Origin of the sequence: Brevundimonas staleyi (genome assembly GCF_041893865.1) — a bacterium.
Taxonomy (GTDB): domain Bacteria; phylum Pseudomonadota; class Alphaproteobacteria; order Caulobacterales; family Caulobacteraceae; genus Brevundimonas; species Brevundimonas staleyi.
Map to the genome: position 1 here is coordinate 509,381 of NZ_CP169082.1, position 25,545 is coordinate 534,925.

Annotated in this window: 24 protein-coding genes; 8 read left to right on the forward strand and 16 right to left on the reverse strand. The window is 69.1% G+C overall.

From position 1 onward, the window contains the following. Positions 1-939, reverse strand: coding sequence for a signal recognition particle-docking protein FtsY (gene ftsY, locus ACETK8_RS02635; protein ID WP_374037969.1), 939 nt, complete (start codon positions 937-939; stop codon positions 1-3). Between the two features lie 297 nt (positions 940-1,236). On the opposite strand from ftsY, the gene ACETK8_RS02640 reads away from it, so the two are divergent. After that, positions 1,237-3,279: an NAD(+) synthase gene (locus ACETK8_RS02640; RefSeq protein ID WP_374037970.1), complete on the forward strand. Its 2,043-nt coding sequence runs from the start codon at positions 1,237-1,239 to the stop codon at positions 3,277-3,279. Here ACETK8_RS02640 and ACETK8_RS02645 read toward each other — a convergent pair. Then, a complete protein-coding gene (locus tag ACETK8_RS02645) occupies positions 3,276-3,995 on the reverse strand; it encodes a hypothetical protein (RefSeq protein WP_374037971.1) in 720 nt (239 codons plus the stop codon). The two genes, ACETK8_RS02640 and ACETK8_RS02645, sit on opposite strands and share 4 nt — an antisense overlap. Before the next feature lie 254 nt (positions 3,996-4,249). Here ACETK8_RS02645 and ACETK8_RS02650 point away from each other — a divergent pair, with 254 nt between their 5' ends. Next, complete coding sequence (locus tag ACETK8_RS02650) at positions 4,250-4,474, forward strand: alkylphosphonate utilization protein (RefSeq protein WP_374037972.1); 225 nt, start codon at positions 4,250-4,252, stop codon at positions 4,472-4,474. A 6-nt stretch (positions 4,475-4,480) separates the two neighbouring features. Here ACETK8_RS02650 and ACETK8_RS02655 read toward each other — a convergent pair whose 3' ends face one another. From ACETK8_RS02655 to ACETK8_RS02665, 3 genes are all read right to left on the reverse strand, one after another. Next, the gene (locus ACETK8_RS02655) at positions 4,481-4,795 is read right to left on the reverse strand and encodes a hypothetical protein (protein WP_374037973.1); all 315 of its coding nucleotides are present in this window, start codon (positions 4,793-4,795) and stop codon (positions 4,481-4,483) included. Further along, positions 4,795-5,667 (reverse strand): alpha/beta fold hydrolase, encoded by an 873-nt coding sequence (locus tag ACETK8_RS02660; RefSeq protein ID WP_374037974.1) that lies wholly within the window; start codon positions 5,665-5,667, stop codon positions 4,795-4,797. The genes ACETK8_RS02655 and ACETK8_RS02660 overlap by 1 nt, the downstream gene beginning before the upstream one ends. 72 nt (positions 5,668-5,739) lie before the next feature. Next, on the reverse strand, positions 5,740-6,261 hold the full coding sequence (locus ACETK8_RS02665; protein WP_374037975.1) for a D-glycero-alpha-D-manno-heptose-1,7-bisphosphate 7-phosphatase: 522 nt from the start codon (positions 6,259-6,261) through the stop codon (positions 5,740-5,742). Between the two features lie 165 nt (positions 6,262-6,426). Here ACETK8_RS02665 and ACETK8_RS02670 point away from each other — a divergent pair, with 165 nt between their 5' ends. The 3 genes from ACETK8_RS02670 to ACETK8_RS02680 are packed head-to-tail and all read left to right on the forward strand — an operon-like array spanning position 6,427 to position 9,128. Further along, positions 6,427-7,587 (forward strand): DegT/DnrJ/EryC1/StrS family aminotransferase, encoded by a 1,161-nt coding sequence (locus ACETK8_RS02670; RefSeq protein ID WP_374037976.1) that lies wholly within the window; start codon positions 6,427-6,429, stop codon positions 7,585-7,587. A gap of 3 nt (positions 7,588-7,590) precedes the next feature. Beyond that, on the forward strand, positions 7,591-8,529 hold the full coding sequence (locus tag ACETK8_RS02675; RefSeq protein WP_374037977.1) for a Gfo/Idh/MocA family protein: 939 nt from the start codon (positions 7,591-7,593) through the stop codon (positions 8,527-8,529). Further along, positions 8,526-9,128: a GNAT family N-acetyltransferase gene (locus ACETK8_RS02680; protein ID WP_374037978.1), complete on the forward strand. Its 603-nt coding sequence runs from the start codon at positions 8,526-8,528 to the stop codon at positions 9,126-9,128. The genes ACETK8_RS02675 and ACETK8_RS02680 overlap by 4 nt, the downstream gene beginning before the upstream one ends. Here ACETK8_RS02680 and ACETK8_RS02685 read toward each other — a convergent pair. From ACETK8_RS02685 to ACETK8_RS02705, 5 genes are all read right to left on the reverse strand, one after another. Further along, on the reverse strand, positions 9,103-10,761 hold the full coding sequence (locus ACETK8_RS02685) for a sensor histidine kinase (RefSeq protein ID WP_374037979.1): 1,659 nt from the start codon (positions 10,759-10,761) through the stop codon (positions 9,103-9,105). The two genes, ACETK8_RS02680 and ACETK8_RS02685, sit on opposite strands and share 26 nt — an antisense overlap. Before the next feature lie 68 nt (positions 10,762-10,829). Continuing rightward, positions 10,830-11,213 (reverse strand): type II toxin-antitoxin system VapC family toxin, encoded by a 384-nt coding sequence (locus ACETK8_RS02690; RefSeq protein ID WP_374037980.1) that lies wholly within the window; start codon positions 11,211-11,213, stop codon positions 10,830-10,832. Continuing rightward, the gene (locus ACETK8_RS02695) at positions 11,210-11,515 is read right to left on the reverse strand and encodes a type II toxin-antitoxin system Phd/YefM family antitoxin (RefSeq protein WP_374037981.1); all 306 of its coding nucleotides are present in this window, start codon (positions 11,513-11,515) and stop codon (positions 11,210-11,212) included. The genes ACETK8_RS02690 and ACETK8_RS02695 overlap by 4 nt, the downstream gene beginning before the upstream one ends. Continuing rightward, entirely contained in the window at positions 11,512-11,967 is a 456-nt protein-coding gene (locus ACETK8_RS02700) for a MaoC family dehydratase (RefSeq protein ID WP_374037982.1), read from the reverse strand. Before ACETK8_RS02700 ends, ACETK8_RS02695 begins: the two co-directional genes overlap by 4 nt. Beyond that, positions 11,964-12,971 (reverse strand): threonine ammonia-lyase, encoded by a 1,008-nt coding sequence (locus ACETK8_RS02705; protein ID WP_374037983.1) that lies wholly within the window; start codon positions 12,969-12,971, stop codon positions 11,964-11,966. Before ACETK8_RS02705 ends, ACETK8_RS02700 begins: the two co-directional genes overlap by 4 nt. Positions 12,972-13,038: 67 nt before the next feature. On the opposite strand from ACETK8_RS02705, the gene glpK reads away from it, so the two are divergent. Then, positions 13,039-14,532 (forward strand): glycerol kinase GlpK, encoded by a 1,494-nt coding sequence (gene glpK / locus ACETK8_RS02710; RefSeq protein WP_374037984.1) that lies wholly within the window; start codon positions 13,039-13,041, stop codon positions 14,530-14,532. Continuing rightward, positions 14,529-15,605, forward strand: a complete 1,077-nt coding sequence (locus ACETK8_RS02715) for a phosphotransferase family protein (protein WP_374037985.1) — start codon at positions 14,529-14,531, stop codon at positions 15,603-15,605. Before glpK ends, ACETK8_RS02715 begins: the two co-directional genes overlap by 4 nt. Before the next feature lie 186 nt (positions 15,606-15,791). Here the strand turns inward: ACETK8_RS02715 and ACETK8_RS02720 are convergent, their stop codons facing one another. The 6 genes from ACETK8_RS02720 to ACETK8_RS02745 form a co-directional block, all read right to left on the reverse strand. Further along, a complete protein-coding gene (locus tag ACETK8_RS02720) occupies positions 15,792-16,490 on the reverse strand; it encodes a hypothetical protein (RefSeq protein ID WP_374037986.1) in 699 nt (232 codons plus the stop codon). 124 nt (positions 16,491-16,614) lie between these two features. Further along, positions 16,615-17,361 carry a DUF1223 domain-containing protein gene (locus tag ACETK8_RS02725; protein WP_374037987.1) on the reverse strand — a complete coding sequence of 249 codons (747 nt, stop codon included), beginning with the start codon at positions 17,359-17,361 and terminating at the stop codon, positions 16,615-16,617. Positions 17,362-17,626: 265 nt separating this feature from the next. Then, positions 17,627-19,786, reverse strand: coding sequence for a prolyl oligopeptidase family serine peptidase (locus ACETK8_RS02730; protein WP_374037988.1), 2,160 nt, complete (start codon positions 19,784-19,786; stop codon positions 17,627-17,629). Between the two features lie 48 nt (positions 19,787-19,834). Next, complete coding sequence (locus ACETK8_RS02735) at positions 19,835-21,313, reverse strand: S41 family peptidase (RefSeq protein ID WP_374037989.1); 1,479 nt, start codon at positions 21,311-21,313, stop codon at positions 19,835-19,837. 3 nt (positions 21,314-21,316) lie between these two features. Next, positions 21,317-23,494 carry a prolyl oligopeptidase family serine peptidase gene (locus ACETK8_RS02740; RefSeq protein WP_374037990.1) on the reverse strand — a complete coding sequence of 726 codons (2,178 nt, stop codon included), beginning with the start codon at positions 23,492-23,494 and terminating at the stop codon, positions 21,317-21,319. Between the two features lie 103 nt (positions 23,495-23,597). After that, positions 23,598-24,410 (reverse strand): potassium channel family protein, encoded by an 813-nt coding sequence (locus ACETK8_RS02745; RefSeq protein WP_374037991.1) that lies wholly within the window; start codon positions 24,408-24,410, stop codon positions 23,598-23,600. 80 nt (positions 24,411-24,490) lie between these two features. Here ACETK8_RS02745 and dapF point away from each other — a divergent pair, with 80 nt between their 5' ends. Next, the gene (gene dapF / locus ACETK8_RS02750) at positions 24,491-25,336 is read left to right on the forward strand and encodes a diaminopimelate epimerase (RefSeq protein ID WP_374037992.1); all 846 of its coding nucleotides are present in this window, start codon (positions 24,491-24,493) and stop codon (positions 25,334-25,336) included. Positions 25,337-25,545: the final 209 nt, after the last annotated feature.

Genomic DNA, 25,545 nt, shown 5'->3' on the forward strand with positions numbered 1-25,545 from the left:
TCAGTCCTCAAGCCCCACCAGCGAGCGGGAGAAGGCGCGGGCGTCGAAGGGTTGCAGGTCCTCGATCCCTTCGCCCACGCCGATCAGCTTGATGGGGGCGTCGGACGCCTGGGCGACCGGCACCAGGACCCCGCCGCGCGCCGTGCCGTCCAGCTTGGTCATGACCAGGCCGGAGACGAAGGCCGTGCGGCCGAAGATCTGTTCCTGGGCCAGGGCGTTCCGGCCCACGGTGGCGTCCAGCACCAGAAGGGTCTCATGCGGGGCGTCCGGATCGGTCTTCTTCAGCACCCGCACGATCTTCAGGAGTTCGTCCATCAGGGCGGACTTGTTCTGGAGCCGGCCGGCCGTGTCGATCAGGACGACGTCGAACCCTTCGGCCTTGGCCTTGGCATAGGCGTCGAAGGCGAGGCCGGCGGCGTCGGCGCCGTCGCGGCGGCTTTCGAATGCGGCGCCGGCGCGCTCGGCCCAGACCTTGAGCTGTTCGCGGGCGGCGGCGCGGAAGGTGTCTCCGGCGACGATCATCACCTTGGCGCCCTTGCCGGTCAGATCGGCGGCGATCTTGCCGAGCGTCGTGGTCTTGCCCGAGCCGTTCACACCGACGAACAGGACGACATAGGGTTTGATCCCCTCCGACAGCGGATCGAACGTGGCTTGCCGGGGAAGCAGTTCGGCGGCCACGGCCTCGGCCAGGGCCTCCTTCACCTCGCGCTCGGAGGGGTTGGCGCCGAAACGCAGGTCGCGGAAACGGGCGACGATCCGGTCGGTGGCGGCGGGGCCGAGATCGCTCTCCAGCAGGTGCTCTTCGAGTTGATCCAGGGCCGCCTCGGAGAGGGGCTCCTTCACGAAGGCGGAGACGACCTGTTCGGTCATCTGCTGGCTGGATCGGGCCAGTCCCTGGCTGAGGCGCTGGAACCAGCCCTTCTTGGGCGCGTCGGTCATGTAAGGGCTTTAGCGGGGCGAAGCGGCGGCGTCACGCTTCACCTTCCTTCTCCCCTTGCGGGAGAAGGTGGCCGAGCCGCAGGCGAGGTCGGATGAGGGGTGACCGTAGATGTCGCCGATGAGCCATCTGCTCCACTCATCTCGTCTGCGTCCTCGTACCCCTCATCCGTCGGCCTTCGCCCGCCACCCCTCCTCGGATCGCATGCGATCCTTCGTCGACCCGCAAGGGGAGAAGGGAGTAGGCTGACGTCACAGGCCTTTGGCTCTATATGAGCATAATCCATCGAGGACCGTGCCTTGCCAAAGACCCACGCCTTCCACTCGCCGCGCACCCACGGCTTCGTCCGGGTCGCCGCCGCGACGCCGGTGGTCCACATCGCCGATCCGAAGGCGAATGCGGAGGAGCATGTCGCCCTGATCCGTCAGGCGGGCGAACAGGGTGTGGACCTGATCGTCTTCCCGGAGCTGAGCCTGACCGGCTACGCCATCGACGACCTGCATATGCAGACCGCCCTGCTGGACGCGGTGGAGCGGCAGATCGCCACGGTGGCCGAGGCGGCGGATGCGGCCGGTCTGATCGCCGTGGTCGGCGCGCCGATCCGCAACGGCGACGCCCTGTTCAATGGCGCGGTCGTGCTGGGCGGCGGGGCGGTGCTGGGCGTGGTGCCGAAGACCTATCTGCCGAACTACCGCGAATATTACGAGAAGCGCTGGTTCGCGCCGGCGGCCTCGCGCGGCGAGGACGCGGTCACCCTGAACGGCGAGAGCGTGGATTTCGCGCCGGGTCTGGTGTTCGAGGCGACCAACCGGCCGGGCTTCGTCTTCGCGGTCGAGATCTGCGAGGACTTCTGGGCGCCCTTGCCGCCCTCGACGCGGGCGGCCCTGGCGGGGGCGCGGATCCTGTTGAACCTGTCGGCGTCCAACATCGTCATCGGCAAGGCGGACGAACGGGCCATGCTGTGCGCCAGCCAGTCGTCGCGGGCGATGGCGGCCTATGTGTTCACCGCCTCGGGATGGGGCGAATCGACCACCGACCTGGCCTGGGACGGGCAGGCGACGATCCATGAGCTGGGCGCGAAACTGGCCGAGGGCGAACGGTTCGCCCTGACGTCCCACCTGACCGTCGCCGACATCGACGTGGACCGGATCGGTCTGGACCGGCTGAGGAATGGCACCTTCTCGGACTGCGCCCGGATCGAGGGCGAGGCGTCCACGGTGATCCCGTTCGAGGCGGCCGAGGACGCGACGGCGGGCGACCTGATCCGTCCGCTGGACCGCTTCCCCTTCGTGCCGGACGACGCGAAGCGGCTGGATCAGGACTGTTTCGAGGCCTTCAACATCCAGGTGCAGGGGCTGATGCGGCGGATGACGGCGACGGGGGCGAAGACGCTCTGCGTCGGCATTTCCGGCGGGCTGGATTCGACCCAGGCCCTGCTGGTGGCGTGCCGCGCCTTCGACCGGCTGGAGATCCCCCGGACGAACATCCTCGCCTACACCATGCCGGGGTTCGCGACCTCGGACGGGACCAGGTCCAACGCCTGGGCCCTGATGCGGGCGCTGGGCGTCACGGGCGAGGAGATCGACATCCGCCCGGCGGCCGAGCGGATGCTGAAGGACATCAAGCACCCGTTTGCGGACGGCCAGCCCGTCCACGACATCACCTTCGAGAATGTGCAGGCGGGTCTCAGGACCGACTATCTGTTCCGGCTGGCCAACCAGAACGGGGCCTTCGTCCTGGGGACCGGGGACCTGTCGGAACTGGCGCTGGGGTGGGCGACCTACGGCGTCGGCGACCATATGAGCCACTACAACGTCAACGGCGGGGTGGCGAAGACCCTGATCCGGCACCTGATCCGATGGGTGGCGTCACGCGAGGACATGGCGGCGGCGACCGACGTGCTGCACGCCATTCTGGACACGGAGATTTCGCCCGAGCTGGTGCCGGCGGGGGCGGACGGAAAGATCCAGTCGACGGAGGGGACGGTCGGTCCCTATGCGCTGAACGACTTCTTCCTGTTCCACATCACCCGCTTCGGCATGAGCCCGTCCAAGGTCGCCTACCTGTGCCATCAGGCCTGGGGCGACGCGTCGCGCGGCGAGTGGCCGGCGCATCATCCGGACGCGGATCGGGTCGCCTACGACCTGGCGACGATCAAGCACTGGCTGCGGAAATTCCTGGTGCGGTTCTTCCAGACCAGCCAGTTCAAGCGGTCGGCCCTGCCCAATGGACCCAAGGTGGTGACGGGCGGGTCGCTGTCGCCGCGCGGCGACTGGCGGGCGCCGTCGGACGGCAATGCGCGGGTCTGGCTGGACGAGCTGGAGGCCACCGTCCCCGACTAGACGGTCAGGGACACCATGGCGCCGGACAGGGCGCCGCCGGCCGCGCCGAGGTCCCCTTCGATGGTCCGGAACGTCTGGTCGATGGCGGACAGGTCCTGGGGCGCGGCGTCGCCGGCCTTGTCGGCGTCCGCCTCGGCCTTTCGCGCCATGGCCTTGAGCTCGGCCATCAGGCCTTTGACCAGGGTGGCGAACTCGGAATCGGCTTTCGCGCTCTCGGATCGGCGGGCCTGTTCGGCCGCGCGCGTCTGCTGGGCCTGGGCGGCCTGACGATAGGGGTCGGTCGGGCCAGCCTCGGCCTCGCCTGTCGTGGGTTCGCCGGTGTCGGTCGTGGGGGCCGGTGCGACGGCTGCGGCTTCCATGGCGAGGGTCTCGCCGGTCGTCGGGGCGGCGGTCGCGGCCAGACCCGCCTCCAGCCCGCCGCTCGGCCCGCCATAGGCCTTCACCGCCGCCCCCAGCTCGCGGGCCAGGGCGGCGATGACGCGGGCGGCCGCCTCCGGGTCGGAGGGCATGGACAGCTTCATCATCTGGATGCGCGCCTTCAGGTCCTCGGCCTTCTTGCGGGCGATGGCCTTGCGCTCCTCGGCGGCCTCGGTGCGCTGCCGGTCGTAGGTCTGGAGCGCGGTCTTCGCGGCGCGGAGACGCTGTTCGTCGCGGCTCTGGACGGCGGTGCGCGGGGCGTCCGTCGGCAGGCTCAGCGATGTCAGGACCGAGGTCATGTCGCCGGACGCTTGGGTGATTGGGCTAACGGGAGGTTAAGGCGCTACGCCCCTCTTTCGTCATCCTCCGGCGAGCGTAGCGAGACCGGGGGACGCAGCGGCGCGCGAGAGCGCGAACCTGCCGCGCACACCGACGCTTCAAACATCCTGCCTGAACAGATCGCCTTCGGCGCCGCTGCGTCCCCCGGTCTGCGCCGCCAAGCGGCGGCTTGCCGGAGGATGACGAAAGAAGGGGGATCGCCTAGAGAGCCGGCATGACCGACGCCCCGACCAAGGATTCCAACGGCAACCTCCTGTCCGACGGCGACAGCGTGACCCTGATCAAGGACCTGAAGGTCAAGGGATCGGGCGGGGTCACGCTGAAGCGCGGGACGCTGGTGAAGAACATCCGCCTGACCGACGACACGGCCGAGATCGAGGCCAATGTCGAGAAGGTGCGCGGCCTGGTGCTGCGGACGGAGTTCGTGCGGAAGGCGTGATCCCGCTCAGGTCAGCAGGGAAAGGGCGACAGACCCGATCGCCAACATCAGACCTAGCGGAAGAGCGATCCGAATGATCGGTACAAGTCGGCGCGTGTGACCATCGATCTCACGGAACTCACGACTGTAGAGCCGCCTGAAGTCCAGAGTTAGACCGATCCCGATCCCGCTCAGACCAAAGCCGTATAGTCGCGGCGCGCGCGGTAAATCGCCTGACTGCTTGAGGGCGTGAAGTCTGAGGTCGAGATATAGGGCGAGAAAAAGCCCGACCATCCACGAAGCGAAGCCGCCCAGAAAAATCAGGACCGCCCACCCGCTCACTAGGGCACGTCCTTCAGGAACTCGAAGATCGCGGCCTTGGATTCCGGCTCGTCCAGCATGGGGGCGTGGCCGATGCCGGGGATTTCGGCGTAGCGCATCTCGGGCGCCGTCTTCTGCATCTTGTCGGCGATATCGGCGCCCAGGAGGTCGGAGGTTCCGCCCCGGATCAGGAGGGTCGGGCGCTTTCTCGCCAGGCGGCGGAAGGAGGGCCAGAGGTTGGGGACCAGGGCCTTGGCGCCGGCCGCCTTGATGGGGACCGAGATGTCGGGGTCGTAGTTGAGGATCGGCGAGCCCTCGGTGCCGTCCTTGAAGATGCGGCGGGCGAAGGCGTCCCAGTCGGCGTCGGCGTACTCCGGGAAGGCGACGGCGTTGATCTGCTTCGCATAGTCGGCGGCGGCGGCCCAGGTGGGGGTATCGACCGGCTGGCCGGAATAGGAGGCGATGCGGGCGAGGCCCTCAGGCGACACGGCCGGGCCGATGTCGTTCAGGATGGCGGCGGCGACGACGCGGCTCTTCAGCGCCGTGATGGCCATGGTGATGAGACCGCCCATGGAGGTGCCCAAGAAAACGGCGCGCTCGATCCCGGCGGCTTCCAGCAGGCCCAGCACGTCCTTCGCATAGATCGGCGGCTGATAGGTCATGGGGTCGCCGGCGCGATCCGACAGGCCGCGCCCGCGCACGTCCAGCGCCAGGACCCGGCGACCGCTGCGGGCGATGAGCGGGGCGATGGTCTCGAAGTCGGCCGAGTTTCGCGTCAGGCCATGGATGGCGACGACCGGAAGTTGGGCCGGACCGTCCGCGCCCGGATAGTCGCGCGCGAAAAGGCTGAGACCGTCGGACGAGGTCCAGCGACGTTCGGAATAATCGGCCATGCGGCAGGCTCCTTGACCGTGACGCCCCCGCGTCGTGGCGGCGACACTATTTCATCGTGCGGGGAATTGCGATCAGCCGCCCAGCAGGTCGCGGACGAAACGATCCAGATCGCCGCCTTCGAACAGAAAGCCCGGCATGCCGGCGCGGCGGGCGGCCTCCAGATCCGATTGACGGTCGCCGATCAGGAAGGACCGGTTCGGGTCGATGTCGTGGTCGGCGACGGCGCGCAGGATCATGCCGGGATTGGGCTTCCGGTCCGGATGATCGGGGTGGAACCAGGCGGGATCCTCGGCGTCCTTGTGGAAGGGGCAGGCGTAGACGGCGCCGATGCGGGCGCCTTTGGCGGCCAGCTTTCTGACCAGGGCGTCGTTGAAGGCGTTCATCTGGGCCTCCGTGAAATAGCCCCGCGCCACGCCCGACTGGTTGGTGACGATGACGACGAAATAGCCGAGGCTGTTCAGGCGGCGCACGGCCTCGGCCGCGCCGGGGATCAGGACCAGATCCTCGTCCCGGTGCGGATAGCCGCTGTCGGGGATCAGGACGCCGTCGCGGTCGAAGAAGACGGCGGGATGGGTCGTCGGGGCGGTGTTCAAGCGGGTCGGCTCCGGATTTCGGACGAAGAGGGATAGGAGCGTCCGTTGCAAGGCGCAACGCGAAGTGACCCTGTCGGGTTTGGCGTTACAGTGCGTCGCGGGCTAGACCGCCCACACCTTACGAAGGCGGCTGTCGGTCGCCGATCCCTTGAGAGGTCCCCGGACATGAGCATCGCCTTCATCGACCTGCAGGCCCAGCGCCGCCGTCTGGGCGGCAAGATCGAGGCCGCCATGATGGCCGCCGTCGAGAGCGGCGCCTATGTCATGGGCCCGCCGGTGCGCGAGTTCGAGACCGCCCTGGCCGCGTTCGGCGAGGCGAAGCACGCCCTGGGTTGCGGCAACGGGACCGATGCCCTGGTCCTGCCGCTGAAGGCGTGGGGCGTCGGCGCGGGCGATGCGGTCTTCGTGCCGTCCTTCACCTTCTGCGCCACGGCCGAGATCGTGCCGTGGACGGGTGCGACCCCGGTCTTCATCGACATCGACCCCGTCACCTACAACATGGACCCGGGCCACCTGGAGGCCGCCATCGAGGCGACGCTGAAAGAGGGCAAGCTGAAGCCCCGCGTGGTCATCGCCGTCGACCTGTTCGGCCAGCCCGCCGACTATCCGGCCATCAAGGCGATCTGCGACAAGCACGGGCTGAAGCTGATCTCGGATTCGGCGCAGGGGTTCGGCTGCACCATCAACGGCGAGCATCCGCTGAAATGGGCCGATGCGACGACGACCAGCTTCTTCCCGGCCAAGCCGCTGGGTTGCTACGGCGACGGCGGGGCAGTGCTGACGAATGACGACGCCCTGGCCGAGCTGATCGACAGCTTCCGCGTCCACGGCAAGGCGGTGGCCCAGGATCTGGTCGGCCGGACCTTCGAGCACGAGACCAAATATCTGAACATGCGGGTCGGGATGAACTCGCGTCTGGACACGGTGCAGGCCGCCGTCCTGATCGAGAAGCTGAAGGTCTTCCCCGAGGAGATCGTCTGGCGGAACCGGATCGCGGCCCGCTACAACGAGCTTCTGGCCCCGCATGTGACGAGCGTGCCCCAGACGCCGGCCGGCAATGTCTCCAACTGGGCGCAATACACGATCGAGCATCCGGACCGGGACGGCCTGGCGGCCCATCTGCGGGAACAGGGCGTGCCCTCGGCGGTCTACTATCCGATCCCGCTGCACCTGCAGCCGGCCTATGACATGCACCCGCGCGGGCCGCAGGGTCTGCCGGTGACCGAGGCCAAGATGAAGACGGTCATCAGCCTGCCGATGCACTCCGATCTGGACGAGGCGACCCAGGACCGGATCGTCGCCGCCGTCGCCAGCTACAAGGCCTAAGCCATGAACCCGACCCACCTGCACGACCCGATCCGCACCGGCGTGGCCGGCGCCGGCGTCATGGGCCGCAACCATGCCCGCGTCCTGTCGGAAATGCGCGAGATCGACCTGGCCCTGGTGTTCGATCCGGACGCCGTGGTGGCCGAGGGCGTCGCCTCGGCTTACGGCGCCTCGGCCGTGACCACCGCCGCCGATTTCGTCGCAGGCGGGCTGGAAGCCGCCGTCATCGCCACTCCGAATCGCCACCACGCCGACCTGGGCGTCGCCCTGCTGGAAGCCGGCGTCCATGTGCTGGTCGAGAAGCCGATCGCCGCGACCGTGGCCGACGCCCAGCGGATGATCGACGCGGCCAAGGCCAACGACCGGGTGCTGATGGTCGGTCAGGTGGAGCGGTTCAATCCGGCGGTGGAGGCGGTCAAACGCGCCATCGATGGCGAGAACGTCATCTCCATCCAGATCACCCGCGTCGGTCCCTTCCCGCCCCGCATGGGCGAGGTGGGGGTGGTCATCGACCTGGCCGTGCACGACATCGACATCATCCGCCACCTGACCGGCTCGGAGATCGCCGAGGTCCAGCCGCAGCTGGCCCGCACCAAGGCCGACCGCGAGGACACGGCTTTGCTGCAGTTCCGGCTGGAGAACGGGGTGATCGCCCACATCACCACCAACTGGGTGACCCCCTACAAGACCCGCACCCTGCAGGTCGCGACCCAGAACAAGTTCGTGGTCGCCGACCTGATGACCCGCCAGGTCACCGAGTATTTCGGCCAGCAGCCGGACGGCTCCTACTCCACGCGCGGGGTGATGAGCTGGCCGAACGAGCCCCTGAAGAAGGAGCTGGAAGCCTTCGCCCACGCCATCCGCACCGGCGAGACCCCGGCGGTGACGGGCGAGGACGGCCTCAGGAACCTCGAAGTGGCGCTGAGGTGCCTGGGGGAATGAGGCTGACGGCGGCGGTTCTGGAGAACGACTTCGTCCGGCTGGAGCCGTTCGAGGAGGATCACAGGGAGCCGCTGAGGCTGGCGTGCGACGCCGATCCGGAGCTGTGGCCGGCCTTCTACTACATGTCGCTGGGCGGGGCGGAGTTCGACGCGGGCTGGGCGTCCTTGCGGGCGCAGCAGGCGGCCGGGACGCGGATCCCGTTCGCGGTGATCCACGACGGCGAGGTCGTCGGCTGTTCGACCTATATCGGCCTCCAGCCGGAGAACCGGACGCTGGAGATCGGCACGACCTATTATCGGCCGTCGGCGCGCGGCGGGGTCGTCAATCCGGCGGCCAAGCGGCTGTTGCTCGACCATGCCTTCGCCTGCGGCGCGCACCGGGTCGTCTTCCAGGTCGATCAGCTGAACCTGCGCAGCCAAGCGGCGATGGCCAAGCTGGGCGCCGTGCGGGAAGGTGTGATGCGCGACGACAAGATCACCTGGACCGGGCGGGTGCGCAGTTCGGTGATCTTCTCCATCCTGGCCGGGGAATGGCCCGAGGTCCGGGCGAAACTGGACGCGCGGTTGGCGGCCTTCAGCCGACCGCCTTCTGGGGCCTGAAGATCAGGTTGGCCCGGAGGCCCTCAGGCGCGTAGTTCAGGTCGGCGGAGCCGCTGAGGTCGCCCTTCAGACTGGTGGCGATCAGGCGGGAGCCGAAGCCGGTGCGGCTGGGTTTGGCGACGGCGGGGCCGCCCGTCTCGACCCAGTCCAGCATGGTGCGGCCCTCGGCGTCGGGGGCGGACCAGGCGATTTCCACCCGGCCGTCCGGGGTGCTGAGGGCGCCGTGCTTAGCGGCGTTGGTGGCCAGTTCGTGGACGATCATTCCCATGGCCAGGGCCTGGGGCGCGTCGAACAGGACGTCGGGGCCGCTCAGGCGGAACTGGTCGGGCGAATAGGGACGCAGTTCCTTGGTCAGGAGATCGGTCAGGGTCGCCTGTTCCCAGCCCGAGGCGGTCAGGAGGTTGTGCGTCTCCGACAGGGCCATCAGCCGCGCCTGGAAAAGGGTCGAGAACTCCTCGACCGACGAGGCCTTGCGGGCGGTCAGCGACGCGATCGACTGGAGGGTGGCCAGGGTGTTCTTCACCCGGTGGTTCAGCTCGTTGATGAGCAGCTTCTGGCGGCGTTCGCTGGTCTCCAGCGCCGCATAGGCCAGGTGGCGGTCGGTGATGTCGGAGACGACGCCCGCCAGCTTCAGCGGACGGCCCGAGCGGGACCGCACCAGACTGCCGCGCACGAGGATCCAGCGGGTGGTGCCGGCGACCGGATATTCGATGTCGTACTCGGCCTCGCCCGCGATGGCGGCCTCCAGGGCGGTGGCGCGGCGGACGCGGTGGTATTCGTCGTCGACCCAGGCCGGGTCCATGACGTCGCCGTCGGGCCGTTCGGTCGGGCCGGAGACCAGCTCCCGCGCGCGGGGCGACAGGGTCATCGAGCGGTCTTTGAGGTTCAGCTCCCAGTAGCCGACCCCGGCGGCGGCCAGGGTCGAGACCAGGCGCGACCGCTCGTCCGCCATGGAGGCCGCCAGGGCCATGAACAGGATGACGGCGGTGACGGCGGCGATGCTGACGGCGATGGCCAGGGGCGGGGCGCCGGAATGGTCCATGCTGCCGTGGACGGGCAGGAGAGCCAGGGCCGCCATGCCGGTGTAGTGCATGCCCACCACCGCCCCGCCCAGGATGGCGGCGGCGGCCGCGCGCCAGCCGAGGGAGGTCTCGCGCTGTGAGGCCCACAGCGCCGCGATGGAGGCGGCGATGGCGATCAGGACCGAGACGGCGACGAGGTCGAAGCGCCAGCCGACGGTGGCCGCCGTCCGCATGGCCGCCATGCCGACATAGTGCATGGCCGCGATGGCGAGGCCCATGGCGATCCCGGCGACGGGGATGCGCCCCCGACCGAGACCCTCGCGCGAGGCGGCGAAGAAGGCTCCCGCCGTCCCTGCCACCGCCAGGAGGAAGGACAGGAGGGTCAGGCCGGGGTCGTAGCTGACCGGCGCGCCCGGATCGAAGCCGAGCATGGCGATGAAATGCATCGACCAGACGCCGCCGCCCATGGCGAGCGCGGCGGCCCCCAACCAGGGCGCGCGATCGCGCCCCTCTCGCCCCTTCAGCCGCTGGAACAGGTCGAGCGCCGTCCAGCCCGCGAGAACCGCGACCGCATAGGCCAGAAGAAGGAAGACCGTGCCGTGGTGATGCAAGGCGATGTCCGCGCGTAGTCGACCCTGACCTTATCGAACGATGATTAAGGCCGCGTCCACAGGGAACTCTACGTCAGGGCGCTGCGGATATCGGTCCGGGCGAAGTCGTCGCCGACGTAGAGGAGGGGGCAGTCGTACATCTCGGCCAGGGCGTAGCTGAAGCTGTCGCCGTAGTTCAGGCGCGCCGGGTGGCGTCCCTTGCCCCAACGCAGATGAGCTGAGGCCGCCAGCTCAGCGAACCCTTCGGTGACTGGAACGATCTCGATCACGAGTTCCTCGATCAGAGACGGCATCCGTCCTCGATAAATGGGGCGCGCTCCGACGATCAGACACTCCGTCAGCGTCGCCGCAGACATCACCAGAATGTTCGACAGCAGGGCCGCCTCGCACTGCTCAGCCTGCGGCTCATTGCCGAGGACCGCGATCAGGGCGGAGGTATCGACCGCGATCAAGCGGGCAACCCGTCCTCATCGTAAAGATCGTCATGACTGCGGGCCGCGTCGAAATCCGCCGGCAGGGGACCTACAGCGGCCTGAGCCGCGCGAATGGCGGCCAGGCGCTTGGCCCTGAGTTCCGGCGAAATCTTGACCGGAGCCAGTCTGACGACCTCCTGCCCGTGACGGGTCAGCACGACGGTTTCACCGCCCTCCGCCCGTCGGACGAGTTCGGTGAGCTGAGCCTTGGCTTCGGAGATGGCTATGTGCGTCATGCGCATAAAATGGACCAACTGATGGTCCAATTCAATAAAGATCACCCCCCGACCATCTGCATGCCCAGCCATTCGGCGATCAGGGCGGGCTTGTCGGAGCCTTCGATCTCGACGGTCAGTTCGTGTTTCAGGAGCCAGCGGCCGCCGCCCTTGTCCTCGGCGCTCATCAGCTTGAAGCGGCCGCGAATGTTCGAGCCGGCCGGGACGGGGGCCAGGAAGCGGACCTTGTCGAAGCCGTAGTTGACGCCCATCACCACGCCGTCCAGCGGGGCCACGGCGTCATAGGACATGATCGAGGCGAGGCTGAGGGTCAGGAAACCGTGAGCGATGGCGCCGCCGAAGGGGGTCTTCGCCGCCGCGACCGGGTCGACGTGGATGAACTGGCGATCCTCGGTGATCTCGGCGAAGGCGTCGATGCGGGCCTGATCCACCAGGATCCATTTCGAGACGCCGATCTCGGTCCCGATGAGCGACTGGAGGTCGGAAGGTTTGGTCATGCGGCGGCTCCCTTTTGCGCGACCGGTTCAAACCGGCCTTCGATGATTTCGGCGAACAGGCCGGGGTCGATGTTGCCCCCGGACAGGATGACGGCGGTGGTCTTGCCCCTGGCGTCCAGCTTTCCGGCCAGCAGTGCGGCGAGGCCGGCGGCGCCGCCCGGCTCGACCACCAGCTTCAGGGTGCGGAAGGCATAGGCGACGGCCTCGGCGGCCTCCCTGTCGGTGATCGACAGGGCGCCGGACAGGACGCGCTGGTTGATCGGGAAGGTCAGGACGCCGGGGATCGGGGTCTGGAGCGCGTCGCAGATCGAGGGCGGTCCCTGGGGGTGGCCCATCCGCTCGCCGGCGGCCAGCGACCGGGCGGTGTCGTCGAAATGCTCGGGCTCGACGGCCCAGGTCTTGGTCTGAGCGCTACGCGCCTCCATCACCAGGTCGATCCCGGCCATCAGGCCGCCGCCGGAACAGGGGCACAGCAACTGATCGATGGGGGCGTTCGCCTGATCCAGCAGTTCCAGCGCCGAGGTGCCCTGACCTTCGATGACGTAGGGGTCGTCGAACGGGGGGACGAGGACGGAGCCGCGCTCCTTCGCCACCGCCGCCCCGATCTCTTCGCGGCTCTCGGTCCAGCGGTCGTAGAGGCGGACCTCGCCGCCGAACGACTTCACCCCGGCGATCTTGATGGCGGGGCTGTCGGCCGGCATCACGATCAGGGCGCGGGTCCCCATCAGCCTGGCGGCCGCCGCCACGCCCTGCGCATGGTTGCCGGACGAGAAGGCGACGACGCCGGCCTTCAGCTCGTCCACGCTGAAGCGGCTGATCCGGTTGTAGGCCCCCCGGAACTTGAAAGCGCCGGCGACCTGCATCGTCTCGGCCTTCAGCAGCACCCGGCCGCCGACACGCTCGTTCAGGGCCGGGCTTTCGATCAGGGGCGTGCGGACCGCCGCCGGGGCGATCTGGCGGGCGGCGTCGAGGACGCCTTCGTAGGAAGCGATGCGGTCGGACATGGTCGGCACTTAACCCCATCCCGTTCGTCCGCGTAAGGTGGCGAAAACAACGGAAACGCCGATCGACATGACGACCTGTATCCTCGCCATCGACCAGGGCACGACCTCGACCCGCGCCATCGCCTTCGAACTGAGGGAGGACCGGGGCCTGCATCCCGTGGCGGTCAGCCAGATCGAGCTGGAACAGCATTTCCCCCATTCGGGCTGGGTCGAGCATGACGCGGCCGAAATCTGGACCGCGACGGTCCAGACCTGTCGCGAGGTCATCAAGAAGGCGGGCGGCGTCGGACGGTTCTCGGCCATCGGCATCACCAACCAGCGAGAGACCTCGGTGATCTGGGACGCCGCGACGGGCGAGCCCCTGCACAAGGCCATCGTCTGGCAGGACCGGCGGACGGCCGATGTCTCGGCGAAGATGGCGGCCGAGGGGCATGAGGCCATGGTGCAGGCGGCGACCGGCCTGATCCTCGACCCTTATTTCTCGGCGACCAAATACGCCTGGCTGCTGGACGCCGTGCCGGGGGCGCGGGAGCGGGCGGCCAGGGGCGAGGTGAAGCTGGGGACCATCGACAGCTGGCTGGTCTGGAAGCTGACCAACGGGGCCAGCCATGTGACCGATGCGACCAACGCCAGTCGGACGTCGCTGATGGACCTGAAGACGCGCGAGTGGCGCGACGACCTGTGCGATCTGTTCAAGGTGCCGAGAGCCGCCCTGCCCCGCATCGTCGGCTGTGCGGAGGTGTCCGGCGAGAGCGATCCCAGCCTGTTCGGACGCGCCCTGCCCATCGCCGGATCGGCGGGGGACCAGCAGTCGGCGCTTGTCGGGCACGGGGCGCTGAAGTCGGGCGATGCCAAGATCACCTATGGCACCGGGGCGTTTCTGGTGGCCAACGTCGGCGCCGAGCCGGTGGCCTCGTCCAGCCGGTTGCTGGGCACGCTCGGCTATCAGGTGGGCGAGGATGTCGCCTATGCGCTGGAGGGGTCGATCTTCTCGGCCGGGTCGGCGATCCAGTGGCTGAGGGACGGGGTGGGGATGATCCCCGACAGCCGTCAGTCGGAAGCGGTGGCGCAAGGGCTGAAGGACAACGGCGGGGTCTATCTGGTGCCCGGCTTCACGGGTCTGGGCGCGCCCTGGTGGGAGCCGGATGCGCGGGGCGCCGTCATCGGCCTGACGCGCGATACCAAGCCCGCCCATTTCGTCCGGGCGGCGCTGGAGGCCCTGGCCTATCAGACGCGGGACCTGCTGGATGCGCTGGCCAAGGACGGGGCGCCGGCGTTCAGCGTGCTGAAGGTCGACGGCGGGGTCACGGCCAATGCCTTCGCCATGCAGTTCGTGGCCGACATCTGCGAGGTGACGGTCGAGCGGCCGGCGTTTCAGGAGATGACGGCCCTCGGCGCGGCGCGTCTGGCGGCGCTGGGTGTCGGTCTGATCGACGATCTGGAGCCCAGGAACGAGGAGGCGCCGGCCGTCTGGACGCCCCGGATGGCGGCGGATCAGCGCGAAGCGTTGCTGGGGGGCTGGCGTCGCGCCGTTCGCGCGGCCATTGTCGCCGCACAATGACCGACAGTTCCAACGATCCGCAGGCCGCCTTTTCCGGAACCCGGGAGGTCGATCCCCGATACCGGCTCGACGAGGCGGCGCTCGACGCCTGGATGGCGGCCCATGTCGAGGGCTATGCCGGGCCCCTGACCATCCGCCAGTTCAAGGGCGGCCAGTCGAACCCGACCTATGAGCTGACGACGCCGACCGCCGCCTATGTGCTGCGGCGGAAGCCGCCGGGCGTGCTCCTGCCCTCCGCCCACGCGGTGGACCGGGAGTTCACGGTCATCTCGGCCCTGTCGAAACAGGGCTATCCAGTCGCGTGGCCCTACGCCCTGTGTACGGACGACGCCGTCATCGGCTCGATGTTCTACGTCATGGACAAGGTCGAGGGCCGGGTCCTGTGGGACCTGAAACTGCCGGGCATGGAGCCGGCCGAGCGCCGCGCCATCTTCGAAGCCCAGACGGATGCGCTCGCCGACCTGCACAAATTCGACCCGGCGGCCATCGGCCTTTCCGACTACGGCAAGCCGGGCAACTATTTCGCGCGTCAGGTCGGGCGCTGGACGAAACAGTACAAGGCCTCCGAGATCGACCCGATCCCGGAGATGGACCGGCTGATCGCCTTCCTGCCCGAGAGCCTGCCGGCCGAGGGGCCGACCAGCATCGTCCACGGCGACTTCCGCCTCGACAACATGATCATGGCCCCGGATCAGGCGAAGGTTCGCGCCGTGCTGGACTGGGAGCTGTCGACGCTGGGCGATCCGATGGCGGACTTTTCCTACCTGCTGATCGGCTGGGTCCTGCCGCCGTCGGTGCGGAACGGTCTGGCGGGGCTGGACCTGCCGGCGCTGGGCATCCCGACCATCGAGGAGACGGTGGAGCGCTATGCCGCCCGCACGGGTCGCAAGGGGCCGGAGAACCTCGACTGGCTGATGGCCTACAACCTCTTCCGCCTGGCCGCGATCTGTCAGGGCATCGCCGGACGCGTGCGCGACGGCACGGCCGCCTCGGCCCACGCGGTGGAGACGGCGAAACAGGTGGTCCCGCTGGCCAGGGCGGCGATGAGCTTCGGGGTCAAGGCGGGGGCGTGAACCCAAACTCCGTCATCCTCGGGCCTGTCCCGAGGATCCATTGTTCGGCGCGCTGAGGCGGCCGGGACGCTTCGTCTGACATGCTGCGGACAGATGGGCCCTCGGGACAAGCCCGAGGGTGACGAGGCTTGTATAGGACGGGCCGCGCTCAAGTAGCGAGCGGTCGCGTCGCGAGCGGTAGCGCGCTTAGTTGGTGAGTATCTGCACCCGCGACCAGACCTCGCCGCGGTTGACGATCTCGACACGGATGGGGGCGCCCTGGGGACGGGAGACGGTGCAGACCGGATAGTGGTCGCGCGATCCGTCGGCGCAGATGACGGCGCCGTTCTGGTCCTTCAGGGCCAGGTCGATATTGGTGTCGCCATCGCCGATGGCGGCCACGCGCAGGACCTCGTTGCGACGCGGCTCGATGGTGAAACTGTAGGTCTCGTGGGCGCGAAGCCGCCTCACCACCACGATGGGGCCCGCGCCGAAGGGCGAGGCGCGCACGCCCTTGCGACCCGGGGCGCGCAGACGCGAGATCTCGTCCAGCAGGTCGCGGTCGTCGCCGGCGAAGGCCTCGGCCTCGGTCAGCAGGGCCGAGGCGGTCAGGAAGGGGGCGTCCTCGCCCTCGCGACGGCTCTGCACCTCTTCCAGCATACGGGCCGCCACGATCATGGCGCGGCCGTCGCGGCGCTCGCGGGCCCAGTCGGCGACCTGGGCGGCCGTGACGATCTGGGTGATGGCGCGGGCGTCGTCCTCCGGCGTGGAGGGCGCGGGCGCCGGCCGGACTTGCGATCCGGCCGGCGCAGCCGTCAGGCCCAGGGCCGTGACGGCGGTGACGACGGCGAACGCGGCGGCGAAAAGAGGCCCTCCCCCGAAGGCCCGACCCGCGCGTTCAACCATCTTCGCTCCCCCTCGAGCCGCCCGATCAGGGCGACGGATCGTCATTAGCGACGATCAAATCCGCGCGGACAGTGACCGAAACTGATAGGGGCGCCAAGGGTTTGCCGAACGTCGGCCGGCGATCTCAGCGCGTGGCGGCGCTCAGGATGCGGCGGTCGCCCCGCGACTGGACCATCACAACCACCTTGTCGGCGGGGTCGGCGGCCTCGGGCAGGGTCAACAGGATCGGACGGCCGGTCCATTCGCCGAGCCGGGTCAGGCTCTGCACCACATTGACGTGACGCACGGCGCGGCCACGATTGTCGCCGCCGGCCACGGCCACCGTCTGCAGGCCCGGCCGATAGATGACGGCCCAGACGTCGGCGCCGGACGCCGGGGCGCGGCCCGAACCGACGCCCACGGCGTCGCCGGTCTCGCGGAACTGGACCTGGGGCGGGAAGATGCGGCGGGCGGCCTCTTCATTGACCGCGACCTGGATGGCGGGGCCTTGGGCGCCCGACAGCTGGCGGCGGCCGTCGATCACGACCTGGGGCGTATAGACGTTCCGCAGCTGCATGGCGGCCTGATAGGCGCGCTGGCGCTGGGCGAACTCGGGCTTGGCGAAGGTGTCGGGCCAGCCCAGGTAGTCCCAGTAGTCGACGGCGTAGGTCAGGGCGATGACGCCCGGCTCCTCGGCCAGACCCTCGACCACCTGGTTGGCGGCGGGGCAGCCGGAACAGCCCTGGGCGGTGAACAGCTCGACCACCACCGGCTCGTTCGTCGTCGCCGTCAGGCGGACGGGGCGCACCTCCACCGGCTGGGCGGTCGAGCCGACCGCGCCGAGCAGACCGAGCGCCGTGACGCCCGCGATGATGAACCCCCTCGCCTTCATGGGAGAGACTCCTAGCCGGACCGCCGTTCGCGCGCGCCTCATTTTCGCGTGAAGGGCGATGAATGGGTCTCCTCCCCGTCGCGCAGCGATGGGGAGGTGGCAGCGAGCCTCTTCGCGAGCTGACGGAGGGGGCGACCGGGTCTCGACGAACGAGCACCACGAACCCTCACCTCACGAACCATCTCGCCCCCTCCGTCACGGCCCTGAAAAAGGGCAGCGCCACCTCCCCATTCGCCAAGCGGCGAACGGGGAGGAGACACGAGGGTCAGTCCATCAACTGTTGAGACAGATAGACGTAGTGCCGCGCCCAGCGCCGCGCGTTGGCCACCGGATCGGCGTCGTTGGAGTGACCGCCGGACGTCTCCTCGTAATAGAGGTGGTCGTGGCCCTGGTCGCCCAGACGGGCGGCGAACTTGCGCGCATGGCCGGGGTGGACGCGGTCGTCGCGGGTGTTGGTGGTGATGTAGAGGCGCGGATACTCCGCGTCCGGACGGAGCAGCTGATAGGCCGAATAGCGGCTGATGAAGGCGGCGTCGCCGGGGATGCGCGGATCGCCGTACTCCCCGATCCACGACGCGCCGGCCGGCAGGTCCTGATAGCGCAGCATGTCGATCAGGGGGCTTTCGATCACGGCGGCGTTGTAGAGCTCCGGATGCTGGGTGATCGAGACCGAGGTCAGGACCCCGCCGTTGGAACGGCCATAGATGCCCAGGCGACGCGGCGAGGTGACCCCGCGCGTCTCCAGATCGCGGGCCACGGCGGCGAAGTCGTCGAAGGCGCGCTGGCGGTTCTCGCGCAGGGCCGCCTGGTGCCAGGCCGGACCGAACTCGCCCCCGCCCCGGATGTTGGCGACCACATAGGCCCCGCCGTTCTCCAGCCACAGCTTGCCCAGCTCGGGCTTGTAGGCGGGCGGGAAGGAGACCTGGAAGCCGCCGTAGCCGAACATGATGGTCGGGGTCGATCCGTCCATCGGGGCGTTGTTCGGGCGGACGAGGAAGTAGGGGATCTTGGTTCCGTCCGCGGACGTCGCCTCGAACTGTTCGACCACGTCTTTCGACGCGTCGAACATGGCCGGGGCCTGTTTGATCGTCTCGCTCGTCGCCGTCTCGATGTTGGCGAGCGACAGGGTCGGCGGGGTCAGGAAGCCCTGGACCGAATAGAACTGGCGGCCGCTGGAGCGGCTGGAATCGCCCAGGCCCACGGCGACGTTCTCGGGCACCTCGATGGCGGTCTCGGGCCAGCCGAACTCGCCGCGATTGCGGAACACCGCGACCCGGCCCCGGACATTGTCCAGGATGGTCGCGACGATGCGGTCGTCGAAGACCGAGACGTCCTGGATCGACTGGCGCTCGCTGGGCCGGAAGACGGTCGTGACCGCGTTGGTGATGACGGTCTCGCTGCCCGGCGCCAGCAGATCCAGCGGCACGGCCATCAGGGTCCCGGACGGGATGTCCTGCTGATACCAGCGCCAGTCCTGATCGACGCCGAAGACCAACTGCGAGCCGGTGACGCCGTGGACGGCGACCCGCTCGGGCAGGTTCAGCTTGACCACCGTGCCGTCGTTGATGCGCCAGGTCTCGGAGCGGAAGGTGTCGAGCGGGCGGTTGACGATCACCGCCTGGACCGCGCCCGCGCCGTCGCGGAAGACCGAGGGGCTGACGCCGTAGCCGCCGTCGGAGATGTCGCCGCGATAGATCTCGGTCGCATCGGCCAGGGCCTGACCGCGCTTCAGCCGCTTGACGATGAAGGGATAGCCGCTCTCGGTCAGGGTGCCGGGACCGAAGTCGGTGGCGACCAGGAGGGTGTCGACGTCGAACCACTCCAGCCGGTGCTTGCCTTCCGGCAGGATGAAGCCGTCCTCGACCCACAGGCCGGTGGTGGTGTCGAACTCGCGCACCACCACGGCGTCCTTGCCGCCTTCGGAGAGCGAGATCAGGCAGCGGGTCTCGTCGGGCGCCAGGCAGCGCGCCCCCTTCCACACCCAGTCCTTGCCCTCGGCGCGCGACAGGGCGTCAATGTCCAGCAGGGTCTCCCACCGGGGGTTTTCGGTGCGGTAGCTGTCCAGTGTCGTGCGCCGCCAGACGCCCTTGGGATTGGCCGCGTCCTGCCAGAAGTTTCCGATGCCGTCGCCGAGGAAGCTCGGCCCCGGAATGCGGGCGGTGGACGACAGGATGTCGAACGCCTGGGACCGGAAGGTCTCGTAGCGACGGTCGCCGGTCAGGGTGGCCAGGGATCGCTCGTTCTCGGCCCGCACGAAGGCCATGGCTTCACTGCCCTCGACCTCCTCCAGCGCCAGATGATCGTCGGCGGCCCGCACGCCCGCCGGGCTGAGGTCGGCGGGGAAGTGGGGGGGCGGGGCGGTCTGGGCCAGGGCGGGGGTGGAGACCAGGAGGGCCAGGGCCGCGACGGAGGTCAGGAGGTTCATCGGCTCACTCGGAAAAGAACGCTGGACGGGAGGATAGAGACTTGAGGGTCAGGGCGCCACGGGCCTGCAGCCCTCGCGGCGAAGCCAGGCCACGGCGGCGCCGAGCGTTTCGGCCGGGGCCGTCGCCTCGTCGGGGATCAGAGGACCCTCGATCAGGGTCCCCGCGCCGTCGTGGGCGCGTGAGGTGGTGATCACGAGCCACGATCTGTCCGGAAGCGGGAAGCTCGAATTGGCCGTGGTCAGGCCCGCGGTCGGGGCGCCGAAGAAGCGGGTGTCAGGCCGGCCCCGGAAGGCGATGGCCGTCATCTCGCCCGCGCTGGCCGTGCTTGGCCCCAGAAGCACGGCGACGGGCGCCGCGCTCAGGACGCCCGGCGGCCCCGTGAAAGGCGGTGCGCCCGAGGCGTTGGCGCGGATCCGTTCGCGGGTGCGGATCCAGTGGTTGTCCGGCCCGGTCGTCTGACCGAAGGCGCCGAAGGGGCCGCCGCCCAGCAGCGTCTCCAGTCCGTTGATCATGGGCCACATATTGCCGCCCGTGTCGTTCCTCAGATCGACGATCCAGCCGCAGGCGCCCCGTTCGCGCAGACTGTCGATCAGTCCGGCGAGACCGGCGCGGTAGGCCTCTTCCCGTTCTGGTTGGAAGCCGATGGTGGACAGGCCCGGAAGGACAAGGACGCCGACGCCCGAGGAGGCCATATGGCCGGTCGGGACCTGGGCCTCGAGTTGGGCGGACGCGGTCGGGGTCGCGTTCGGGGACAGGGTCGGGGCGGCCGCCAGGGCGCGGGCCTGAGCCGCCGGGCGCAAGAAAGTATGTCGCTCGCCCAGATGCCTGATCACGGTGCGGATGGCTCCGTGGGTCTCGGCCGGCGTGCGCGCGCCCGAAGCGAGCCTGTGCGCCGCGTCCTCGAGGCCGGTCCAGTCGAAACCTTCCCGGTTGATGTGATGGGTGCGCAGTAGGCCCAGAGCCTCATCGAGATAGGCTGTCGTCTCCGGCGAGACCGGATCGGACGACCGCTCGGGGATTTCCAGCACCAGATCATCGACCCAGAGCGACCCCGGTCCCGACTTGATCGGCCCGAAGACGATGCGGCTGGCCCCTTCCGGCACGATGGTCACGGCTTCGACGCGGGTCCATTCGCCGGGCGAAACCGGGCGGTCGTACATGTTGTCGAGGAAGACCGGCCGGCCGGCCGCCCCGTCGATCCGGAGCCACAGCCCGGCGAGGTTCGTCGGCGCGCCCTCGGTCCGGACCCAGGCGGTCAGGCGAAGGGCCTTGCCGACATACGGTCCGGCGGCGACCACGGCTCCTGCGGCGCCGGCGTCTCCCGGCAAGCCGTCCGCCGACAGGCGCGCCGCATGGCGACCGGCGTGCGGCCGCGTCTCGTCCGCCGCCCAGGTCCAGCCCGGCACGGCGGGAAGACTGATCCGCCCCGTCGTCCCGTCCTCGAAGTCGTAGACGATCGGCGACGGGTCCGCCGCCCCCGCCTGAAGGGCGAGGACGGCGGCGAAGACCGAGGCGGTGGCCGACAACGCCTACTCCTCCGCCGGAACATCCATCAGGCGGCGGGTCAGGTAGGTGTACTCCAGCGCGATGCGGCGGGCCGTTTCGCGCAGGTTGGCGCCGGCCGCGTGGCCGCCGTCGGTGTTCTCGTAGAAGAGGACCGGATAGCCCAGTTCCTCCAGACGCGCGGCCGCCTTGCGGGCGTGGCCCGGATGGACGCGGTCGTCCTTGGTCGAGGTGTGGATGAAGACCTCGGGGTAGGGCTGGCCGGCGCGCAGGTTCTGGTACGGCGAGTATTCGGCGATCCAGGCGCGCTGTTCCGGGATGTCCGGGTCGCCGTATTCCGCGCGCCACGAGGCGCCGGCCAGCAGGCGGTGGAAGCGGAACATGTCGAACAGGGGCACCTGGATGACCGCCGCGTTGATCAGGTCCGGGCGCTGGGTCAGCATCGCCCCCATGAACAGGCCGCCCTGCGAACCGCCCATGACGCCGAGATGCGGCTGGGAGGTGATGTTGCGCGCGATCAGGTCCTGGGCCACGGCCTGGAAGTCCTCGTGGGCGCGCTGGCGGTTCTGCTGGCGGGCCGCCTCGTGCCAGTTGGGGCCGAACTCGCCGCCGCCGCGCACGTTCGCCACGACATAGACGCCGCCGCGCTCGAGCCACAGCTTGCCGACCGTGGGCGAATAGCCGGGCAGTTGCGACACCTGGAAGCCGCCGTAGCCGTACAGCAGCGTGGCGTTGGAGCCGTCCAGCGGCATGTCCGTCTTATGCACCACGAAATAGGGGATCATGGTGCCGTCGGCCGAGCGGGCCTCGTGCTGTTCCACCGTCATGCCCGAGGCGTCAAACTTGGGCGGGATGGCCTTCACCTGGGCCATCTGGCCGGTGGCCGCATCGACCAGCGACAGGGTCGAGGGCGACAGATAGCCGGCCACGCTGACGAAGATGCGGTCGTCCTGATCCGAGGACGAACCCAGGCCCACGGTCGAGTTCTCGGCCAGGGCCAGACGGGTGCGGGCCCATTCGCCGGACGGGTTCGGCGTATAGACGTAGGCCGCGCCGCGCACGTTTTCGTACAGGGCCACGACCAGCTTGTTGCGGGTGGCGCGGACGGCCTCGACCGACTCGCGGGCGCCCGGGCGGACGATCAGCTGGGCCGGGGCGGCCGGATCGGCCAGCCAGGCGTCCATGTTCCAGGCGAAGACGTCGCCGGTCTTGAACGCTTGCCCGGACGGCGCGGTCCAGTCCTGGTTGGTGGTCACGACCAGCTGGCCCTGGACCAGGGCGTTGATGTCGGACTTGGCCGGAAGTTGCAGCTGGGTCGTCGTCCCGTCCGCGTTCAGCAGATGGGTCTCGCTCTCGTAGAAGTTCACGCCGCGATTGATGATGACGGCCTTGATGACCCCGTCGGCGTCCCGCAGCGTGCCGCCGCCGACCGAGACGTCCGACGGCTGGCCGGTGAAGATGGTCTCGGCCTGGTCGATCGACTGGCCGCGCTTCAGCCGCTTGACCACCATCGGATAGCCCGACGACGTCAGGGTGCCGGGGCCGAAATCGCGCGAGATCAGCAGGGTGTCGGCGTCGACCCAGGTGGCGCCGCCCTTGGACTCGGGCAGCTCGAAGCCGCCCTGGACGAACTGGCGTGTGACGCTGTCGAACTCGCGCACGACCACGGCGTCCTTGCCGCCGTCGGACAGGGAGATCAGGCACAGACGCTCATCCGGCGGCAGGCAGGACGAGCCCTTGTAGACCCAGTTCTTGCCCTCGGCCGTCGACAGGGCGTCGATGTCCAGGATGGTCTCCCACTCCGGGGCGTCGGTGCGATAGCTGTCCAGCGTCGTGCGGCGCCAGATGCCGCGCACATGGCTGGCGTCCTGCCAGAAATTGTCGATGTGGCCGTCGTGGGTGAAACCGGGCGAAGGGATGCGGTCGCGGGCCTGGACCAGCGCCAGGGCTTGTTCGTGCAGGCCGGCGTAGCGGGGGTCGCCCTGAAGCACGCCCAGCGACCGGGTGTTGTGCTCGTTGACCCAGGCCATGGCGCGCTCGCCCTCGACCTCTTCCAGCCAGATGTAGGGGTCGGTCGCATCGGTCGTGGCGAAACCGCCTTCGACCAGCGGCGGGTTCGGCGGGGTACGGGTCTGGGCCAGGGCGGGGGCTCCGAGGATCGTGGAGGCGAGGAGGGCGGCCGTGAGGCTCAGCGAACGACGCATGCGGGGGATGCTCCGAAATAAGGACGGCGCACCTTAGTCGCGAGGGGGCGGTCGGCAAGGCGGCGAACCTTACCGTTTTGTCACATGCGGAGGCCGGCCCGGATCAGCCGTCGTCGGGAATGGCCAGGATCGTGCCGCAGGCCTTGCAGTGGACGGCGTCCAGATCGTGCTTCTGGAGCGCGCAGGTCGGGCAGGGGAAGCTGACCTTCCGAGGCCTCAGCAGGCTCTGACCCAGCCGCACGAACAGGGTGATCCCCACCAGCATGACGGCGATCGACAGCAATCGCCCTCCGGCGCCCGGCAGGGTGATGTCGCCGAAGCCCGTCGTCGTCAGGGTGGCGACGGTGAAATAGAGGGCGTCGACATAGCCGGTGATCCCCTCATGCCGCCCCATGAAGACGGTGTAGACGAAGCCCGTCGTGACGAAGACGAAGGTGATCAGATTGCCGACCGCCCGGGTCACCTCCTCCACCCGGGTGTCGTCGTATTTGCGGCCCACCGTCCGCCAGAACAGGTCCGAGTTCAGCAGGGTCCACAGGCGAAGGATGCGCAGGAAGCCCAGGTTGATCAGCCAGGCGGGCATCAGCAGCGAGACCAGAACCACCAGATCGACCCAGCTGATCGGTCGCCGGAACCAATCCTTCCAGTCGGAGAAGGCGGTGATCCGCGCGATCAGGTCCACCGCCAGCAGGGCCGCGATCAGATAGTCGACGATATAGAAGGTCTGGCCCTGTTCCTTCAGCACCGGGGCGACGATGAAGAAGGCGATGATGGCCAGGTCGATGATGACCACGGCCAGCCGGAAGCGCACGGCGGTCGGCGTATTGCCGTGATAGAGGAAACGCATCCGGGCCCGGAACTCCAGCCCGTGGCGCTTGTGCGCGGGGTGTTCGTGGGTGTCGGGTTCGGCGGCCATACGCCTGTCCTAACGCAGTTCGCCGCCGATGGCGCCGGGACCTTCGCCATTTCGACGGGAGCGCCTATATCAGGGCGGACATGACCGCTCCTTCAAGCCCTCGGGCCTTCGTCAAGATGAACGGCGCCGGCAACGACTTCGTCGTCGTCAACGCGCTCGACCGGCCCTTCGCGCCGGGGCCCGAGGCCGTGCGCGCGCTCGGCGACCGGAAGACCGGCGAAGGCTTCGACCAGTTGATCGCCATCGAGCCGTCCGAAACGGCGGACGCCTTCATGCGCGTCTGGAACGCCGACGGCGGCACGGTCGAGACCTGCGGAAACGCCCTGCGCTGCGTCGGCTGGATGCTGATGCAGGCGAGCGGTGCGGAAAAGGTGACGATCGACACCCTGGGTGGGCGGACGATCGCACAAAACGCGGGCCCGAACCGGATCACGGTGGACATGGGACCGCCCAAACTGGACTGGCGCGAGATCCCCCTGGCCGAGGAAATGGACACCCGCGGCATCGAGCTGCAGGTCGGGCCCATCGACGATCCGGTGGTGCATACGCCGGGCGCCGTCTCCATGGGCAATCCGCATGTGGTCTTCTTCACCGACCGGCTGGACGACGCCTTCGTGGTCGGGACGGGGTCGCTGATCGAGCATCACCCCCTGTTCCCGGAGGGCGTCAACGTCGGCTTCGCCCACGTCCTGGCCCCGGACCGCATCCGTCTGAGGGTGTTCGAGCGGGGCGCGGGCCTGACCCGGGCCTGCGGCACCGGGGCCTGTGCGGCCCTGGTCGCCTGCGCCCGGCGGGGGCTGACGGAGCGCAAGGCGACGGTCATCGTGGACGGCGGCGAGCTGGTCATCGACTGGGACGAAGAGACCGGCCACGTCTTCATGACCGGCCCGGTCGAGGTCGAGCGGACGGGGTCGCTCAGCCTTTAATCGTCATCCTCCGACAAGCCGCGTCTTCGCGGCGCAGATCGGGGGGCCAGCGGCGCGCGAGAGCGCGAAACTGCCGCGCACGCCGTCGCCTCCGACATCCTTCCGGAAAGGTCGCCTTCGGCGCCGCTGGGTCCCCCGGTCTCCGCTTCGCTTCGCCGGAGGATGACGAAAGAAGGGGGTGACGCCTTCGCCCAACCGGCGTCGGCGGT